This window comes from Streptomyces sp. MnatMP-M17, assembly GCF_900091995.1.
In the GTDB taxonomy this organism is placed as follows: Bacteria; Actinomycetota; Actinomycetes; order Streptomycetales; family Streptomycetaceae; genus Streptomyces.
In genome coordinates this window covers 1-1822 of record NZ_FMDK01001257.1, presented here as the reverse complement: position 1 = coordinate 1822, position 1822 = coordinate 1, and the positions used below count along the sequence as shown (strand labels likewise).

Below are 1822 nucleotides of genomic sequence, written 5' to 3'. Positions count from 1 at the left end.
ACGGTGAGCGCGGCGGCGGCCATGAGATGCCCGTGCCGCAGCCGCGCGGCGGCGGGCAGCCCGCGCAGCGTCGCGGAGAGAAACCCGGCGGCGAAGGCGTCCCCGGCCCCGACGGGCGCGACGACCTCGACACGGAGGGCGGGTACGGAGACGACGGTGTCGCGCCCATACGCCGACGCGGCGGGCACCGACGAACCGGGCACAGCGCCTGGTGCCGACGACTCAGGCCCCGGCCCCGGCTCAGGCTCCGGCTCCGGCTCCGGCTCGCGCGTGTAGACCGTCGCTCCCGCCGCGCCGCGTTTGATCACCAGCGTCCGTGGCTCGGGCAGCGCGGCGCGGATCGCCTCCGCGCCGTGCAGGTCCCAGGCCGCCGCGGCCTCGTCCTCGCCGACGAACACCACGTCGGCGCCGCGCGCGAGGTCCAGCAGCACCCGGACGCCGGACGGATCGCGCCACAGGTTCGGGCGGTGGTTGACGTCGAAGGAGACCAGCGGGCGCCCGGGTACGCGCGCGGTCAGCGCGCGCATCAGCGCCAGGCAGTCGTCCGAGAGCGCGGCGGTGATACCGGACAGATGCAGCAGCGTCCCGGACCACAGGTCCTCCGGCGCCATGTTCTCCGGCGACATCGCGGAGGCGGCGGAGCCCGCCCGGTAGTAGACGACCTCGTGCGCGTCGGTGGCGCGGTCCGTCGCCGTACGGAAGTAGACACCGGTGGGCCGGTCCGGGTCCCGGCGCACGCCCGAGGTGTCGACTCCGTAGGCGGCGACCGAGCGTACGAGATGGTCGCCGAAGCCGTCGGCGCCGACCCGGCTGATCCAGCGGACCCGGTGCCCGGCCGCCGCCAGCACGCAGGCGACATTGGATTCGGCGCCGCCGATCGTACGGTCGAAGGACGGTACGTCCGCGAGCGGGCCCGGGCGCGAGGGCAGGAAGGTGACCATGGACTCACCGAGACAGACGACCTCCGCGTGCACCTGCGGAAGGGTTCCGGTCACGCTGAGGCTCCTCGCCGCTCGGGATGTGATGAGGTCATTGACCCGCTGTCGCTCGGATGTTAGACAGCGGTAAGCGTTATACGCAATGGACGTTGCAGATATTGCAACGACACTGTCAAAACTACGGGAGGCACCCATGGCGGCGGGCACAGGCGTGGCGGGCACAGGCGTGGCGGGCACAGGCGTGGCGGGCACAGGCAGTGGCGGTGGCAGTGGCAGTGGCGGTACGGACCGGGCGCTCGGCGACGAGCGCGTCGACCACCGCTTCAAGGGCCTCCCGCCGGACGCCGAGGGCCTCACCGTCGCCGCGCTCGCCGCCCAGCGCCGCTCCCTCTTCACCGGCGGCTTCACCACGCCCGTACTCGCCCTCTCCGCCGAGTCGGTCGAGCACAATCTCGCCCTGCTGGAGTCCTACTCCGCGCGCCACGGCCTGGCGTTCGCGCCGCACGGCAAGACCTCCATGTCACCGCAGCTCTTCGCGCGCCAGCTCGACCACGGCGCCTGGGGCATCACCGCCGCCGTTCCGCACCAGGTGCGCGTCTACCGCGCGTTCGGCATCCGGCGGATCTTCCTCGCCAATGAGCTGGTCGACGCGGCGGCCCTGCGCTGGCTCGCCGCCGAGCTGGACCGGGATCCCGGCTTCCGGTTCCTCTGCTACGTCGACTCCGTACGCGGTGTCGAGCTGATGGACGAGGCGCTGCGGGCGGCGGGCGCCGTCCGGCCGGTGGAGGTCGTGGCCGAACTGGGCGCGGGCGAGGGCGCCCGTACCGGAGCCCGTACGGAGGCGGAGTGCGCGGCGGTGGCCGACGCGGTGGCGGCGGGGGCGA

1 protein-coding gene and 1 pseudogene are annotated in these 1822 nt (G+C 73.7%); one reads left to right on the top strand and one right to left on the bottom strand.

The features are described 5' to 3' along the window. Positions 1-941: sugar kinase (locus GA0115259_RS38370; RefSeq protein ID WP_237540790.1), on the bottom strand; the 941-nt coding region annotated here is incomplete at its 3' end. Between the two features lie 190 nt (positions 942-1131). On the opposite strand from GA0115259_RS38370, the pseudogene GA0115259_RS38365 reads away from it, so the two are divergent. After that, positions 1132-1822, top strand: a pseudogene (locus GA0115259_RS38365) (amino acid deaminase); the annotation flags it as partial.